The 15,416-nt window shown below is 57.9% G+C and carries 16 protein-coding genes; 6 read left to right on the forward strand and 10 right to left on the reverse strand.

Annotated elements, in window-relative coordinates; translation table 11 throughout:
- Window positions 1-34 precede the first annotated feature (34 nt).
- Window positions 35-397 (reverse strand): YbgS-like family protein, encoded by a 363-nt coding sequence (locus tag ACN1CO_RS01695; RefSeq protein WP_419137182.1) that lies wholly within the window; start codon window positions 395-397, stop codon window positions 35-37.
- 288 nt (window positions 398-685) lie between these two features.
- On the opposite strand from ACN1CO_RS01695, the gene aroG reads away from it, so the two are divergent.
- The gene (gene aroG / locus ACN1CO_RS01700; RefSeq protein WP_419137184.1) at window positions 686-1,738 is read left to right on the forward strand and encodes a 3-deoxy-7-phosphoheptulonate synthase AroG; all 1,053 of its coding nucleotides are present in this window, start codon (window positions 686-688) and stop codon (window positions 1,736-1,738) included.
- Between the two features lie 147 nt (window positions 1,739-1,885).
- Here aroG and gpmA read toward each other — a convergent pair whose 3' ends face one another.
- The 6 genes from gpmA to modE all read right to left on the reverse strand — a co-directional run bounded on the left by gpmA (window position 1,886) and on the right by modE (window position 8,570).
- On the reverse strand, window positions 1,886-2,638 hold the full coding sequence (gene gpmA, locus ACN1CO_RS01705) for a 2,3-diphosphoglycerate-dependent phosphoglycerate mutase (protein ID WP_283545943.1): 753 nt from the start codon (window positions 2,636-2,638) through the stop codon (window positions 1,886-1,888).
- A gap of 151 nt (window positions 2,639-2,789) precedes the next feature.
- Window positions 2,790-3,824 carry a galactose-1-epimerase gene (gene galM, locus ACN1CO_RS01710; RefSeq protein WP_419137186.1) on the reverse strand — a complete coding sequence of 345 codons (1,035 nt, stop codon included), beginning with the start codon at window positions 3,822-3,824 and terminating at the stop codon, window positions 2,790-2,792.
- Complete coding sequence (gene galK / locus ACN1CO_RS01715; protein WP_191921992.1) at window positions 3,818-4,966, reverse strand: galactokinase; 1,149 nt, start codon at window positions 4,964-4,966, stop codon at window positions 3,818-3,820. Before galK ends, galM begins: the two co-directional genes overlap by 7 nt.
- Window positions 4,963-6,009, reverse strand: coding sequence for a galactose-1-phosphate uridylyltransferase (gene galT / locus ACN1CO_RS01720; RefSeq protein ID WP_191921993.1), 1,047 nt, complete (start codon window positions 6,007-6,009; stop codon window positions 4,963-4,965). The genes galK and galT overlap by 4 nt, the downstream gene beginning before the upstream one ends.
- Before the next feature lie 236 nt (window positions 6,010-6,245).
- Window positions 6,246-7,718 carry a molybdate ABC transporter ATP-binding protein ModF gene (gene modF / locus ACN1CO_RS01725; protein WP_419137189.1) on the reverse strand — a complete coding sequence of 491 codons (1,473 nt, stop codon included), beginning with the start codon at window positions 7,716-7,718 and terminating at the stop codon, window positions 6,246-6,248.
- A 69-nt stretch (window positions 7,719-7,787) separates the two neighbouring features.
- Window positions 7,788-8,570: a molybdenum-dependent transcriptional regulator gene (gene modE, locus ACN1CO_RS01730; protein ID WP_419137191.1), complete on the reverse strand. Its 783-nt coding sequence runs from the start codon at window positions 8,568-8,570 to the stop codon at window positions 7,788-7,790.
- Window positions 8,571-8,707: 137 nt separating this feature from the next.
- Between modE and ACN1CO_RS01735 the strand changes: the two genes are divergently transcribed.
- The 4 genes from ACN1CO_RS01735 (at window position 8,708) to modC (ending at window position 11,528) form a co-directional block, all read left to right on the forward strand.
- Window positions 8,708-8,866: an AcrZ family multidrug efflux pump-associated protein gene (locus ACN1CO_RS01735; RefSeq protein WP_283545937.1), complete on the forward strand. Its 159-nt coding sequence runs from the start codon at window positions 8,708-8,710 to the stop codon at window positions 8,864-8,866.
- 144 nt (window positions 8,867-9,010) lie between these two features.
- A complete protein-coding gene (gene modA, locus ACN1CO_RS01740; protein ID WP_419137194.1) occupies window positions 9,011-9,784 on the forward strand; it encodes a molybdate ABC transporter substrate-binding protein in 774 nt (257 codons plus the stop codon).
- Entirely contained in the window at window positions 9,781-10,470 is a 690-nt protein-coding gene (gene modB, locus ACN1CO_RS01745; protein WP_419137196.1) for a molybdate ABC transporter permease subunit, read from the forward strand. The genes modA and modB overlap by 4 nt, the downstream gene beginning before the upstream one ends.
- On the forward strand, window positions 10,470-11,528 hold the full coding sequence (gene modC / locus ACN1CO_RS01750; protein WP_283545934.1) for a molybdenum ABC transporter ATP-binding protein ModC: 1,059 nt from the start codon (window positions 10,470-10,472) through the stop codon (window positions 11,526-11,528). The genes modB and modC overlap by 1 nt, the downstream gene beginning before the upstream one ends.
- Here the strand turns inward: modC and ACN1CO_RS01755 are convergent, their stop codons facing one another.
- On the reverse strand, window positions 11,529-12,347 hold the full coding sequence (locus ACN1CO_RS01755) for a pyridoxal phosphatase (protein WP_419137199.1): 819 nt from the start codon (window positions 12,345-12,347) through the stop codon (window positions 11,529-11,531).
- 155 nt (window positions 12,348-12,502) lie between these two features.
- Here ACN1CO_RS01755 and pgl point away from each other — a divergent pair, with 155 nt between their 5' ends.
- Complete coding sequence (gene pgl / locus ACN1CO_RS01760) at window positions 12,503-13,504, forward strand: 6-phosphogluconolactonase (protein WP_419137201.1); 1,002 nt, start codon at window positions 12,503-12,505, stop codon at window positions 13,502-13,504.
- A gap of 46 nt (window positions 13,505-13,550) precedes the next feature.
- On the opposite strand, the gene ACN1CO_RS01765 is transcribed toward pgl, so the two are convergent.
- Window positions 13,551-14,027 (reverse strand): kinase inhibitor, encoded by a 477-nt coding sequence (locus tag ACN1CO_RS01765; RefSeq protein WP_013357177.1) that lies wholly within the window; start codon window positions 14,025-14,027, stop codon window positions 13,551-13,553.
- A gap of 75 nt (window positions 14,028-14,102) precedes the next feature.
- Window positions 14,103-15,407, reverse strand: a complete 1,305-nt coding sequence (gene bioA, locus ACN1CO_RS01770; protein ID WP_419137203.1) for an adenosylmethionine--8-amino-7-oxononanoate transaminase — start codon at window positions 15,405-15,407, stop codon at window positions 14,103-14,105.
- Window positions 15,408-15,416 lie beyond the last annotated feature (9 nt).

Here is a 15,416-nt window from a genome sequence, read left to right on the forward strand (position 1 = left end):
CCCGGAGAGCCGCAGCTCTCCGGGTTAAACAGAATTACTGAGTGGTACCGTCGGTTTTGGTATCTACGTCACCGCCGCCCACTTTAGTCTGAACTTTTTTGTTGATGTTCGGACATTTGCCATCTTTACACTGGGCGTTCTGATCCATTTCGTTAGCAGTCATATTACCGTTGCTGGTGGTGCTGCCAGAGGTTGCAGGATTGGTGTCGTTGCCAGTGTTATTAATTTTGTTGTTATCAACTTTATTTGGCGGCAGATTCTCTTTCGCTCCGCCCGCTGCTGCACCTGCACTTGCCGCCTGGTTAGCTGTACCGTTGTTGCTGCCCTCGGCCAGTACTGCACCACTGCTCAGTGTCATTGCTGCTGTCAAAAAAACTAAGGCTAACTTTTTCATCATTATGCTCCCGTTAATAAATGAAGTTGCTTTAAGCCCAGAGGTGCAATTTCGGGTAATAAAAATCCCTGACGAAATAAAATTCGCCGGTTGGCTTAAACAGGGTGATTAAATCGTGTAAGCGGGACGTTCCGCAGTGCTTACCATTAAAAAGTCTAGTCGCTAACCTGATTAATGCAAATATGACCCGAACATTTTACTCGCAGCGGGAATTTACACCCCTGGTGCTTCGGGCTACATTGGGCAGGTTGTGTCCGGCGGGCGCCGGGCCAGAAATAATATGGAATCAGTATGAATTACCAGAACGATGACTTACGCATCAAAGAGATTAAAGAGCTGTTACCTCCGGTTGCGCTGCTCGAAAAATTCCCGGCGACCGATCGTGCTGCACAGACCGTTTCACAGGCCCGTCAGGCGATTCATCAGATCCTGCAGGGCAAAGATGATCGCCTGCTGGTGGTGATTGGTCCCTGCTCCATTCATGACACAGAAGCGGCGAAAGAGTATGCCGATCGCCTGCTGGCGCTGCGTGATGAGCTGAAAGGCGAGCTGGAAGTGGTGATGCGGGTCTATTTTGAGAAGCCGCGCACCACGGTGGGCTGGAAAGGGCTGATCAACGACCCGTACATGGATAACAGCTATCAGCTCAACGACGGTCTGCGTCTGGCGCGTAAGCTGCTGCTGGAGATTAACGACAGCGGTTTACCGGCGGCGGGCGAGTTTCTGGATATGATTACCCCGCAATATGTGGCTGATCTGATGAGCTGGGGCGCGATTGGTGCGCGTACCACGGAATCTCAGGTTCACCGTGAGCTGGCGTCGGGTCTCTCCTGTCCGGTCGGTTTCAAAAACGGCACCGATGGCACCATCAAGGTCGCGATCGATGCGATTAACGCCGCGGGTTCACCGCACTGTTTCCTGTCAGTGACGAAGTATGGTCACTCTGCCATTGTGGAAACCAGCGGCAACGGTGACTGTCATATCATCCTGCGCGGCGGCAAAGAGCCGAACTACAGCGCGCAGCATGTGGCTGAGGTCAAAGAGGGACTGGCGAAAGCGGGTCTGCCACAGCAGGTGATGATCGATTTCAGCCACGCTAACAGCAGCAAGCAGTTCCAGCGTCAGATGGTTGTGGCCGACGATGTTTCACAGCAGCTGATCAACGGTGAGCAGGCGATTGTCGGTGTGATGATTGAGAGTCATCTGGTGGAAGGCAACCAGAGCCTGGAGAGCGGCGAGCCGCTGGTCTATGGTAAAAGTGTCACCGACGCCTGTATCGGCTGGGAAGATACTGACAAGGTGCTGCGTCAGCTGGCGGCAGCAGTTAAACAGCGCCGCGGCTGATTGGCTATCCAGACTCATTAACAGAGTCTGGCCGTGCTCCCTGTGCTTTTGAGCATTGAGCATTGAGCATTGAGCACGGCTTCAGGAGATTTAAAGCATAAAAAAAGGCCAGACTTTCGTCTGGCCTTTTTGCATTTCAGCGAGAAATTACTTCGCTTTACCCTGATTCGCAACGGCTGCGGCTTTCGCAGCAATCTCGTCCTGGTCGCCCAGGTAGTAGCGTTTCAGCGGTTTGAAGTTTTCATCGAACTCATACACCAGCGGTACGCCGGTAGGGATGTTCAGTTCGAGGATTTCATCTTCGCCGAGGTTATCCAGATATTTCACCAGCGCACGCAGTGAGTTGCCGTGTGCGGCAATGATCACTTTCTCACCGCTTTTGATGCGCGGCAGAATGGTTTCGTTCCAGTAAGGGATAACGCGGTCGATGGTCAGTGCCAGGCTTTCGGTGGTTGGCAGCTGCTCTGGGGTCAGTTTCGCGTAACGCGGGTCGTGGCCCGGGAAACGCTCATCTGCACGATCCAGCTCTGGCGGGGTGACGGCAAAGCCGCGACGCCACTGCTTAACCTGCTCGTCGCCATATTTAGCGGCAGTTTCCGCTTTATCCAGACCCTGCAGCGCACCGTAGTGACGCTCGTTCAGACGCCAGGTTTTCTCAACCGGCAGCCAGGCCTGATCCAGCTCATCCAGCACATTCCACAGCGTGTGAATCGCACGCTTCAGTACGGAGGTGTAAGCGAAATCAAAAACAAAGCCCTCTTTCTTCAGCAGCTGACCTGCTGATTTGGCTTCGCCACGACCTTTCTCAGAAAGGTCAACATCATACCAACCGGTAAAGCGGTTTTCGTTGTTCCACTGGCTTTCGCCGTGTCGCACCAGAACCAGCTTAGTTACAGCCATAGCTTAACTCCTTAATACTGTGATGTTTCTGTGAGATTGGAAACCTGCTGCTGCCCGCCTGATACACGAGCTGATTGCGCCATACCATAACGGAAAAGCGGGCAGCGCGTAAGCCTGTGTGTGACGCACTGCGCGTTTTTCAGCCGGAGGCTCAGCGTGGCGTGAAGCGATAACGCGTCACCGATTCCCAGCGATCTCCCGGCTGCAGCCAGCAATCAGGCTGAGGCCACTCAGCGTGATTAGGCGAATCCGGTAAAAATTCACTCTCCAGCGCAATGCCCTGAAATGCATTATAGCTCGCCTGCTCACGGGCACGGGTGCCCGCCAGGTAGTTGCCGGAGTAGAACTGCAACGCCGGGGCCGAGGTGGTCACGCTGAGCTGTAATTTGCCATCTTCCGACCAGAGTTCCGCCGCAGGCTGACTGCTGTCGCCTGCGCTGTTGAGCAGGAACGCATGGTCATAGCCCTTCACCGCGCGCTGGTCGTCGTCTGCCAGGAAATCCTGCGCCACCACTTTGGCCGTGCGGAAATCAAAGCTGGTATCGGCAACCGCTTTCAGCGGCGCATTCGGAATGCCTTGGCTGTCGACGGGCAGATACTGGTCGGCGTGCAGTTGTAAGCGATGCTGGCGGGCGTCGCCATGATGCGCATCAAGGTTAAAGTAAGCATGGTTAGTCAGATTGACCGGGCAGGGCTGATCACAGCGCGCTTCGTAGCTGATGCTCAGGCAGTTCTGGTCATCCAGCTGATAGCGCACGTCGGCAATCAGATTGCCCGGATAGCCCTGATCGCCATCCGGTGAATCGATGCGGTAGTGCACTTCGCTGTCGGACTGGCTGACAATCTGCCAGCGGCGTTTATCAAAGCCTTCTGGCCCGCCATGCAGCTGATGTGCGCCCTGGTTCGGTACCAGCTGGCGGTTCAGTTTATTGAGTTTTGCCCCGGCGATGCGGTTGGCATAACGGCCTACCGTAGCGCCCAGATAGGCATCCTGATGCAGATAGTCAGAGGGCGTAGCGCAGCCGAGCAGCGTTTCACGCACTGTACCATCCTGCATTGGCACGCGGGCGGAGAGCCAGGTCGCGCCCCAGTCCATAAAGGTCACCAGCATGCCGTTGGCATTGCGCAGCACCGTTATGCGCCACGGCTGACCGTCGGGCGCATGGGAGTTGACGTCATTCAGCATTGGCCGGCTCCTTCAGAGGCTTTGCAGACGTAGAAGGTCTCTTTGATGCCGGTTGCGGCTTCATACTGTTCCGCAACGGCGGCTTTGACCTGATCGACGAGGTCCAGTGGCATCAGCGCCACGATGCAGCCACCAAAGCCACCGCCGGTCATGCGGACGCCGCCGCGCTCACCGATCTGTGCTTTCACGATCTCAACCAGCGTATCAATTGGCGGCACGGTGATTTCGAAATCGTCACGCATAGAGGCGTGTGATTCGGCCATCAGCTGGCCCATACGGGTCAGGTCGCCCTGAGTCAGCGCATCGGCCGCTTCAAGGGTACGGGCGTTTTCGGTCAGAACGTGACGCACGCGTTTTGCCACCTGCGGGTCGAGCTGCGCCTGCGCCGCTTCAAACTCAGCCAGTTCAACGTCACGCAGCGCTTTCTTATTGAAGAAACGCGCGCCCGCTTCACACTGCTCGCGGCGGGTGTTGTATTCGCTGCCGACCAGAGTACGACGGAAGTTGGAGTTGATGATCACCACCGCGATATCTTCAGGCATCGACACCGGACGCGTGCCCAGCGTACGGCAGTCGAGCAGCATGGCGTGATCTTTCTGGCCCAGCGCGGAGATCAGCTGGTCCATGATGCCGCAGTTACAGCCGACAAACTGGTTCTCCGCTTCCTGACCATTCACCGCGATGGCTGCGCCATCCAGCGGCAGGTTATAGAGCTGCTGCACCACGGTGCCGACCGCGACTTCCAGCGAGGCGGATGAACTGAGGCCCGCGCCCTGTGGCACATTGCCGCTGATCACCATATCGATGCCGCCGAAATCAGCATGGCGCTTCTGCAGATGTTTCACCACGCCGCGCACATAGTTGGCCCACATCGGTTCCTGCACGCTGACGATCTCTTCGTCCAGCGAGAAGGTGTCCTGCGCATTCTCATAATCGGCAGCGACCACGCGAATCTGGCGGTCGTCACGGCGGGCACAGGCGATCACCGTCTGGTAGTCAATGGCGCACGGCAGCACGAAGCCGTCGTTATAGTCGGTGTGCTCGCCAATCAGGTTAACGCGGCCCGGTGCCTGAATAGTATGCGTGGCAGCGTAACCGAAGGTGTCAGAGAAAAGCTGCTGCGTGATGGTTTTTAAGCTCATTGTTGTGCCTCACGGAAGTGAACGTCGCTGACAGAACGCAGACGTTCCGCCGCCTGTTCCGCCGTTAAATCGCGTTGGGTTTCGGCCAGCATTTCATAGCCAACCATAAATTTACGAACCGTTGCTGAGCGCAGCAGCGGTGGATAGAAGTGAGCGTGCAGCTGCCAGTGATCGTTGGCTTCGCCGTTAAACGGCGCGCCGTGCCAGCCCATGGAGTAGGGGAAGGAGCACTGGAACAGGTTGTCGTAGCGGCTGGTCAGCAGCTTAATGGCTTTTGCCAGATCGGCACTCTGCGCTTCACTGAGATCGGTCAGCTGTTTAACGTGCGCTTTCGGCAGCAGCAGCGTTTCAAATGGCCAGGCGGCCCACCACGGCACCACGGCCAGCCAGTGTTCGGTTTCCACCACGGTGCGGCTGCCATCCTGCAGTTCGCGCGCCAGGTAATCGACCAGCATCGGCGAACCCTGTTTAGCGAAATAGTCGCGCTGATGATCATCTTCGCGCTGCGCTTCATTCGGCAGGAAGCTGTTGGCCCAGATCTGACCGTGCGGATGCGGGTTGGAACAGCCCATCGCCGCGCCTTTGTTCTCAAACACCTGCACCCACGGATAGTGCTGACCCAGATCGGCGGTCTGCGCCTGCCAGGTGCGCACCACTTCTTCCAGCGCGCTCAGTGACATCTCCGGCAGGGTTTTGCTGTGATCGGGCGAGAAGCAGATGACCCGACTGGTGCCGCGTGCGCTTTCACAGCGCATCAGGATATCGTCGCTCTCGGGCGCGTCAGGCGTGTCGGTCATCAGTGCGGCAAAGTCGTTGGTGAAGACGTAGGTGCCAGGATAGTCCGGGTTTTTATCGCCGGTGATGCGGGTGTTTCCGGCGCACAGGAAGCAGTCCGGATCGTGCGCCGGTAAGGTATTGACCGCCGGAGTTTCCTGCGCGCCTTGCCACGGACGTTTGGCCCGATGAGGTGAGACTAAAATCCATTGATCAATCAGTGGATTGTAACGGCGATGCGGGTGATCGACCGGGTTGAATTTTTCCATGTGAGATCCTGGTAAGCGTCAAAAGCCAAAGAGGCATCGGTAAAAAGTAGCACAACAGCGCGCCCGAAAGCGTGATCAAGTCTGGATAAATGGTATCGTTTACACAAGCTGAATATTCTTATTTGGTGGCATTGCGTGCGTTTTCAGAGGATGAAAGGCAGGGAGGAATGGTAGCGCTTACACGGAGGTGCTTTAAAACGCCGCGGCAGCGGCGTGGAGGGCGGGTTAAGAACGTTTTAGCGCAGCGTTTCCTGCTGAAAGGCGTAGCCGCCCTCAGTGGGAATAAAGCTCAGGCGATGCGTGATGCAGGCGGGCGCATCTTCGGCATGATGCGAAACGAACAGTAGCTGAGTGCGTCCCTCGCCAATCAGCACATCGACAAAGCGCCGCACCAGCTGGCGGTTAATCGGGTCGAGTCCCTGCAGTGGCTCATCCAGAATCAGCAGCGTCGGATGCTTAACCAGCGCGCGGGCAATCAGCATCAGACGCTGTTGTCCCCAGGAGAGCGAGTGGAACGGCGCATCGCCCAGCCGGTTATCCATTCCCAGCAGCGTCAGCCACTGCTGTGCCAGCGCCTTTTGCCGATCAGATGCCGCCTGATAGAGACCGATGGAGTCGAAGAAGCCCGACAGGATGACCGTTCGCACGTTGGTGCTGACGCGGTAATCGAGATGCAGACTGCTGCTGACATAGCCAATATGCTGCTTGATATCCCAGATGGTTTCGCCACTGCCGCGACGACGGCCAAACAGCGTTAAATCATTGCTGTAACCCTGCGGATGATCGCCGGTCACCAGGCTTAACAGGGTCGATTTTCCGGCACCGTTCGGGCCGATAATCTGCCAGTGCTCGCCGGCATTGACCTGCCAGTTCAGCCCCTGAATCACCGGCTTATCGTTGTACGAGACCGTCCCATTGCGCAGGATAACGCGCGGCGCATCATCCGCCAGTGAGGGCAGCTGATCCGGTGCATCCGCTTCGGGTAATGCCATTCCCATCAGCTGTTCACTGTGTGCCAGCTGCGCCACCAGCGCTTCCGTTAAAATGGCCTGACGCGGCCCGCTGTGGGTAAGGGTACACTCTGCCAGCACGCCAACCTGCTGAATGAAATCGGGAATATCGTCAAAGCGATTGAGCACCAGCACCAGGGTAAACGCCGGATGCTGCAGGCTGCGCAGCATGTCGGTCAGGCTGGCGCGTGACGCCACATCCAGTCCGTCGAACGGCTCATCCAGAATCAGCAAATCTGGCTCGTTCATTAAAGCCTGACAGAGCAGGGTTTTGCGGGTTTCGCCGGTCGAGAGATATTTGAAGCGACGGGACAACAGCGGTTCAATGCCAAACTGCCGGGCAAGCTGTTCACAGCGATCGGGCTGCTGCACCTCCGCCTGAATCACCTCTGCTACGGTCAGCCCGGTATCCTCTTCGCCTTCGCTGAGCATATCGGTGTTGTTGCGCTGCCACTCCTGCGCCACCAGCGTCTGTAACTGCTCCAGCGACAGCCGGACCGGCCGTCTGAAATCGCTGCTGACGGAACCGGCCAGCGGCGGAAGTTCACCGGAAAGCGCGCGCGCCAGTGAGGATTTACCGCTGCCGTTGGCCCCGACAAAAGCCCAGCTTTCGCCGCGCTGCAGTTCCACCTGATTCAGGTTCAGTATCCGGGTATCGCTAAGACGAAACGTGCCTTGCAAAATCTGCAATGAAGCCATGATCTGTTCCATTTTCTGCATCGTGTCACTGAGTTGTAACCATTGCCCGTACTGAAGTCAAATCAACCGCTAGAGCAGGGTGGCGACGATGGCATTTTCCGCGTTAAAACTGGCAATCACGGCGTCGCCCGGCTGCAGCGTCAGCTGTTGCAACTGATCGTTGCTCAGGGTGGCGCACAGGGTTTCGCCGCTGGCGAGCTGCATCAGCACTTCGCTCATCTGCTCGCCGGGTTCGATGGCACTGACCGTGGCCGCCAGCTGATTGTCCTCCTCTGCAAAGTCACGGCTGATGCGGATCCACGGTGCCTTAATCAGCACCAGCACCTCTTTACCCGTAGCAAGTTGCAGTCGATCGGCGCTGCGCTGAGTCAGCGCGACGTTGAGCTGCGTGACGCCATCGGCCAGCTGAATCATCAGATGCTGAACCACCTGCTGCGCATCGTTGCTGACCACGGTGCCAAACAGCTGGTTGCGGGCGCTGGTCTGCAGAGAGAAGCGGGCGATGGCCGCCAGCAGACTGTCGAGCGGCAGCGTATCCTGCTGCAGCGCATCAAAAGCTTTCTGCTGGATCTGCTCCATCAGCTGGAACAGCTGGATCAGGCGTTCACCGTAGCGGGTCAGCGTCGCGCCGCCGCCGCCTTTACCGCCCGTAGCCCGCGCCACCAGCGTTTCATCCGCCATCTGGTTCATCTCATTAATCGCATCCCAGGCACTTTTGTAGCTGATTCCGGCCAGCTTCGCCCCCTGACTGATCGACCCGGTCTGCTGTACGCGTTTCAGCAGCTCAATACGCCGTGGATCGGCAAACAGTTTCTGTTGTAAACGAATATGAAGGGACAGTTCGGCTTCCATGACGGCTCCGGCAAAGGGTTAAGGCGAAGGGCCGATGATAGCGGCGTTTTGTGACCAAAGTAAAAGCACGAAAAGGGCTGCGCAAAATTTTCCTGACCCGTTACAATCACTTTTTTGTTAGCAGAGTGAGACTCTCCATGCTGGAATTACTGAAAAGCCTCGCCGTCGCCGTACTGATGGTGCCTGTGGTGATGGCGCTGATGCTGGGTATGATTTATGGCCTGGGTGAAGTATTTAACGTCATCTCTAAAATTGGTCATCGCGACGAAAAATCCTCAGCCCGATCGCACAATTAATTTCTGCCACGCCCGCCATCTGTGCGGGCGTGGTCGTTTTTGCCTCCCCGGATTTAACCTTTTGTTCCCCCTGCCGATAATTTACTGAACCTCTCTGACATTTCGCTATATTATCCGCTACACAACGAATAGCCGGAGAACATCATGTCATTTAAACACTATCGCTGGGGCGCAGCGGCGCTGATCACCGTTTCGCTGGCCGGGAAGGCTGTGGCCGACGACAACATTACCGTGTTTGCCGCAGCGTCACTGACTAACGCGATGCAGGATATTGCCAGCCGCTACAAAGAAGAAAAGGGCGTGACGGTGGTTTCCTCATTTGCCTCCTCTTCAACGCTGGCGCGCCAGCTTGAGCAGGGTGCGCCTGCTGACCTGTTTATCTCAGCCGATCAGCAGTGGATGGATGATGCGGTGGCGAAAAAAAGCGTCATCACCCGCACTCGGTATACCCTGCTGGGTAACGATCTGGTGCTGATTGCGCCTCGCAGTGCCGCAGCTAAAGCGGTGACGCTGGACAAACAGACCGACTGGAAAACCCTGCTGCACGGTGAACGTCTGGCGGTGGGCGATCCGGACCACGTTCCGGCGGGCATTTATGCTAAAGAGGCGCTGCAGAAGCTGGGTGCCTGGGAAAGCGTTGAACCGTCACTCGCCCCGGCCAATAATGTGCGCGCGGCGCTGGCGCTGGTCGAGCGTAACGAAACGCCTTATGGCATTGTCTATGGTTCGGACGCGGTCGTCAGCGACAAAGTGCAGGTGGTGGGACGTTTTCCGGCAGACAGCCATAAACCGGTGGAGTATCCGATGGCGATCGTGAACGATCACGACAATGCTGCTGTTAACGCGTTTTATGATTATCTGAAAGGACCGCAGGCCGCGGCTATCTTCAAACATTACGGATTCACACCGACGAAATGATACTCAGCGATCCCGAATGGCAGGCGGTAGTCCTTAGCCTCAAAGTCTCTGGCATAGCCGTGCTGGGCAGTCTGCCGTTTGGCATCCTGATGGCCTGGATTCTGGTGCGCTGCCGTTTTCCCGGCAAAGCGCTGCTCGACAGCCTTATCCACCTGCCGCTGGTGCTGCCACCGGTGGTGGTGGGCTATCTGCTGCTGATTAGCCTGGGCCGGCGCGGCATCATTGGCGAAAAGCTTTTTGACTGGTTTGGCTTCAGCTTTGCTTTCAGCTGGCGCGGCGCGGCACTGGCGTCTGCTGTGATCGCGTTTCCGCTGATGGTGCGCGCCATCCGACTGGCGCTGGAGGCGGTGGATATCCGGCTGGAGCAGGCGGCGCGCACGCTGGGTGCCGGACGCTGGCGGGTCTTTTTCACCATCACGCTGCCGCTGACACTGCCGGGCGTGATCGTCGGCACGGTGCTGGCGTTTGCCCGTTCGCTGGGCGAATTCGGTGCCACGATCACCTTCGTTTCCAATATTCCTGGCGAGACGCGTACGCTTCCGCTGGCGATGTTTACCCTGATAGAGACACCCGGCGCGGAAGGGGCGGCGGCGCGGCTCTGCGTTATCGCAATCGTGCTGGCGCTGGCGTCACTGCTGGCGTCGGAGTGGCTGGCTCGCGCAGGCCGTAAGCGGATGGGAAGCTGATGCTATCACTCAACTTTATGCAGCAGCAGGGCGATCATCAGCTGGAGATCGACCTTCAGATCCCGGCCAAAGGGATCACCGCCATTTTCGGTGTCTCCGGTGCCGGTAAAACCTCATTGATCAACGCGATCAGCGGACTGACCCAGCCGCAGCGGGGACGGATCCAGCTTAACGATCGTCTGTTGTTTGATGCAGAGCAGAAGATTGCGCTGCCGCCGGAAAAACGGCGCATCGGTTATGTGTTTCAGGATGCGCGGCTGTTTCCGCACTATCGGGTGCGTGGCAACCTGCAATATGGCATGGCCCCGTCGATGAAAGCGCAGTTCGACAGCCTGGTGTCGCTGCTGGGTCTGGAGGCACTGCTGCCACGCTTTCCGCTGTCGCTGTCGGGCGGGGAAAAGCAGCGGGTCGCGATTGGCCGTGCGCTGCTCACCGCACCGGATATGCTGTTGCTGGATGAGCCGCTGGCGTCGCTGGATCTGCCGCGCAAACGCGAGCTGATGCCGTATCTGCAAAAGCTGGCGAAGCAGGTCGATATTCCGATGCTTTACGTTTCGCACAGTCTCGATGAAATTCTGCATCTGGCGGATAACGTGCTGGTGCTGGATGCAGGCAAGGTCAAAGCCTTTGGTCCGCTGGAGCGTGTCTGGAGCAGCAGCGCAATGCGGCCGTGGCTGCCGGTGAGCGAACTGACCAGCGTGCTGCGGGTACTGGTGCTTGAGCAGCATCCCGACTACCCGATGACCGCGCTGTCGCTGGGCGATCAGCACATCTGGGTCAGCCGGGTGAATCAGCCGGTTAAAACCCCGCTGCGTATTCGCATCGCCTCTTCCGATGTCTCGCTGGCGCTGCAACCGCCGCAACACAGCTCCATCCGCAACATTTTACCGGCCCAGGTGGTGGAGCTGCTGGAGGTCGGGGATCAGGTGGAGGTGAAGCTGCGCATCGGCATCAGCGAACTCTGGGCGCGCATTACGCCGTGGGCGCGCGATGAGCTGGGCATCCGGCCGGATCAGTGGCTCTATGCCCAGATCAAAAGCGTCTCAGTGACGCCCTGATTACAACACGTACTGACGGAGGGTATCGGCAATACCGGGTTCAAGGTTGGTGCCGATCACCATTTTCGCTCGCGCTTTGATCGCGTCATCGGCATTGCCCATCGCCACACCCAGTCCGGCCGTTTCCAGCATGCTGAGATCGTTGTAGTTATCCCCGAACGCGATCACATCGGACATGTTCAGGCCCAGCGATTCAACCCACTGCGCCAGACGCTTGCCTTTGCTGTTGCCACCTTTGGCGATATCGACCTGATCGTGCCATGACCATTCGCAGGCCAGCCCCAGCTCTGCTTCGGCACGGGTGGCGAACTGCTGCAGCTCCTCGTGATTGTCGTGCGACAGGGCGAACTTCCAGATTGAACCGGCCTCACGCGCCGCCTGGGCTAAGTCGGGCACCTGGCGGAACAGCGGACGCTGATGGGCGGGCAGCGATTCGGCCCACTTCAGAGTGCGCATCACGTGACCGGTCGGCGTCTGATAGAGCATCGCATCATCCACGTAGAGCAATCCGTGAATCTGCTGCTGGTCCAGCATCTCAATCACCTGTAACGCCAGCTGCGGGTCCAGGGGATCGGATGACAGCACTTTTTTTGCCTGGTAATCATACAGGTAGGTGCCATTACAGCAGATTGCGGGTGTATCCAGTTGTAATGCCTGATAAAAAGGGTGGATAGCGCAGTGATGGCGTCCGGTCACGATCGCGACATGAATACCCGCCTGGCGGGCCTGGTTTAGCGCGTCGATTGACTGCGGCAGAATCGTTTTGGCTGGGGTCAGCAGCGTGCCGTCGAGGTCGAGGGCAATTACACGGTAGCTCATTAATCCTCACGTTTTTCCAGGTTTGCAGGGGCTGAAGTCTACACCTGACCACGGTCCGGAGACAAAAAACAGGGCACAAATGATTCCAGCGTAGGGTAATAAAACGCGCTACAGTGATTCACAGATATGATCAGGCAGCAAAAAAAGGAGAATGCATGAAACAGGTTGTCTACACCGCCAGTCCCGAGAGCCAGCAGATTCACGTCTGGCAGATGAATGATGAGGGTGCGCTGACGTTGCTTCAGGTAATCGATGTCGCCGGCCAGGTTCAGCCGATGGTGGTGAGTCCGAAACGCGATTTTCTCTATGTCGGCGTGCGTCCCAATTTTCGCGTGCTGGCGTTTAAGATTGCCGCCGATGGCACGCTGACCGAAGCCGGTCAGGCACCGCTGCCCGGCAGTCCGACCCACATTTCCACCGATCGCGAGGGCCGGTTCCTGTTCTGCGGCTCCTACAATGATGCCTGCGTCAGCGTCAGCCCGATTGGCGATGACGGCATTCCGCAGGCTCCGCTGCAGGTCATCAACGGTCTGGATGGCTGCCACTCGGCCAATATCGACACTGACAATAAGACCCTTTATGTGCCGGCGCTGAAGCAGGACCGTATCTGTCTGTTTACGCTCGGTGCCGATGGTCAGCTGACGCCACGTAAACAGGCGCAGGTCACGACGGTGGAAGGCGCAGGCCCGCGTCATATGCAGTTCCATCCGGGCGGCCAGTTCGCTTACTGCGTCAACGAACTCGACAGCACGGTTGAGGTCTGGGCATTAAATACGGGTGAAGGCGAAGCAGAAAGCGTGCAGACGCTGGATATGATGCCGCCTGATTTCAGCGGGACGCGCTGGGCAGCCGATATTCACCTGACGCCAGATGGCCGTTTTCTCTACGCCTGCGATCGCACCAGTAGTACGCTGGCGATCTTCAGCGTCAGCGAACTGGGCGATGAGCTGAACCTGGAAGGGTTCCAGCCGACGGAAACGCAGCCGCGCGGATTCAATATCGATCACAGCGGACGCTATCTGGTGGCGGCGGGACAGAAATCTCATCACATCGAAGTGTATGCGATTAGCGAACCGAAAGGGTTGTTACAGCCGCTTGGACGTTATGCGGTAGGGCAGGGCCCGATGTGGGTTGTGATTCACCCGCTGCAGGCGTAACGGCACTACGAAAAACGCCTCTCCCGGGTGGGAGAGGCGGACTGAATTACTGATAATTCACGGTCAGCGAGGCGCTCGCCAGTGCATGGAAATGCACATTAAAGCCGACCATTGCGCCACTGGCGCCTTCATCCACCTCAATCGTCTCCACATCCAGCGCATGCACGGTGAAAATGTAGCGATGGGTTTCGCCCTGTGGTGGCGCTGCACCACCGTAGCCCGCCTGACCGAAATCGGTACGGGTCTGGATTGCGCCTGCTGGCAGTGACGCTTTGCCGGAACCGGCACCCTGCGGCAGTGACGTGGTGCTGGCCGGAATATTCGCCACCACCCAGTGCCACCAGCCGGAACCGGTAGGTGCATCAGGATCGTAGCAGGTCACCACAAAACTTTTGGTGCCTTCCGGTGCCGCTTCCCAGGCAAGATGGGGAGAGATATTTTCACCCTGATAACCCATGCCGTTGAAAACATGCTTTTCAGGCATCTTCTCGCCGTCATTAAAATCCTGACTAAAAACGCGCATCACATCTCCTCACTTGTCGACGAATAGCCTTTCATCATAACCAAAAGCGCCACCAGTGCCAGCGGTCAGCCCGCTTCAGGCGGCAAAATGTTGCGAATGTTCCAGCGCGCCGCCAATCGCCTGCACCAGCTGACTCAGCGCTTTTGGCGTAATGATGTAGGGCGGCATCAGGTAGATCAGCCGACCGAATGGCCGGATCCAGACGCCCTGTTCAACAAAGAACTGCTGCAGCGCCGCCATGTTGACCGCCTGATGAGTTTCCACCACGCCAATTGCTCCCAGCACGCGCACATCGGCCACCTGTGGGGAGCTGCGCAGCGGCAGCAGCTCAGCCCGCAGTTGCTGTTCGATTGCGGCCACCTGATGCTGCCAGTGACCTTCCGTCAGCATAGTCAGGCTCTCTGCCGCGACCGCGCAGGCCAGCGGATTGCCCATAAAGGTCGGGCCATGCATAAAACAGCCCGCCGCGCTGCGGCTGATGGTGTCAGCGACGTCGCGGGTGGTCAGGGTCGCCGCCAGCGTCATCATGCCGCCGGTCAACGCCTTGCCGACGCAGAGAATATCCGGGGTAATACCCGCGTGTTCACAGGCAAAGAGTTTGCCGGTGCGGCCAAACCCGGTGGCGATCTCATCCGCAATCAGCAGCACGCCATAGCGATCGCAGGCTTCCCGCACCTGCTGCAGATAACGCGGATGGTAGAAACGCATGCCGCCCGCACCCTGCACAATCGGCTCCAGGATCACCGCCGCCAGCTGCCGGTGATGTTGTTCAATCAGCCGGGCAAAATCATCGAAATGGCGCTCGTCCCATTCATCATCAAAGCCGCAGGCCGGAGCCGCTGCAAAGTGGTGTTCGGGCAGATAGCCGCGCCACAGGCTGTGCATCGAGTTATCAGGATCGCACACCGACATCGCCGCAAAGGTATCGCCGTGATAGCCGCGCTTCAGCGTCAGGAACTGCTGGCGTGTTTCACCGCGTCCCAGCCAGTACTGCAGCGCCATCTTCATCGACACTTCCACCGCCACCGAGCCAGAATCGGCCAGGAAGACACACTCCAGCGGCTCTGGCGTCATCGCCACCAGCTTCCTGCAAAGGGCTACCGCCGCCGGATGGGTAATTCCGCCAAACATCACGTGCGACATCTGTGTGACCTGCTCCGTCAGCGCCCGGTTCAGGCGCGGATGGTTGTAGCCGTGGATTGCCGCCCACCACGATGACATCCCATCGACCAGCTCACGGCCATCGGCCAGCTGCAGCTGAAAACCCTGCGCGGCAACCACCGGGTAACAGGGCAGTGGATCCTGCATTGAGGTGTAGGGATGCCAGATATGCTGGCGGTCAAAACGGGCATCATCTGAGGAGAAAACAGGGGTAGTCATCGGAGTTGT

This window comes from Pantoea sp. R13S299, assembly GCF_048515925.1.
Taxonomy (GTDB): domain Bacteria; phylum Pseudomonadota; class Gammaproteobacteria; order Enterobacterales; family Enterobacteriaceae; genus Pantoea.